This window comes from Synechococcus sp. RC10A2, assembly GCF_047502605.1.
In genome coordinates this window covers 1-601 of record NZ_JANSHP010000050.1, presented here as the reverse complement: position 1 = coordinate 601, position 601 = coordinate 1, and the positions used below count along the sequence as shown (strand labels likewise).

General features: G+C 53.7%; 2 protein-coding genes. Both read right to left on the bottom strand.

Annotation, left to right across the window (positions count from 1 at the left end; genetic code table 11):
• Positions 1–294 (bottom strand): AAA family ATPase (locus NW848_RS06600; protein ID WP_414510853.1); only part of this gene is annotated, 294 nt, incomplete at its 3' end.
• Positions 295–315: 21 nt separating this feature from the next.
• Positions 316–601, bottom strand: a 286-nt coding sequence (locus NW848_RS06595; RefSeq protein ID WP_414510852.1) for a hypothetical protein, incomplete at its 5' end; no start/stop codon positions are given.

The window sequence follows — 601 nt, the reverse complement described above, 5'->3', positions numbered from 1 at the left end:
TCGGATGCAGATAGTATCATCGAACAAGACATAGCGTTTGAAAGTGTTTTTCTCTTGCTCGGTTAATTCATGGAAAGTCATCTCAATCCAGAGTTCATTGTCGTTCGAATCTCGGTAGGCGAAAAAATCTTGCTCAACCGGTTTAGCGGAGGTGGATAGGCCGAACTCCAGCGCAGAGAGCAGGTTGGACTTTCCGTGGTTATTCGGACCGAGCAAAGTCACCATGGGCAAGCATTCCAGTTCCAAGTCGCGGATGCTACGGTAATTGTGAATTCTCAGACTTTTAATTCTCATACGCTTCTCCTTCTGTTGTGGTCATGCCTCCACCGGCGCAAACATGCGCGCCTTGAACAGTCCATCCAGCGAGCGTGCGTCCGGGATGAACGAATCGCCGTTCGTGTAAATTTCATCCGCACCTTCGGTCAATTTCTGCTCTTTCACAAAATCGCGGTCGCGCCGGTAATCCTCTTCTGTCCAGTCCTTGGTCTCGCGCCAGATGATGACGACGGTGCGGCCGTTGCGCAGCGCGCCGCGATAGACGAGGTAACGGCCCTCACCCCCGGCCCCTCTCCCAGAGGGAGAGGGGAGAACGCGCCGCGTT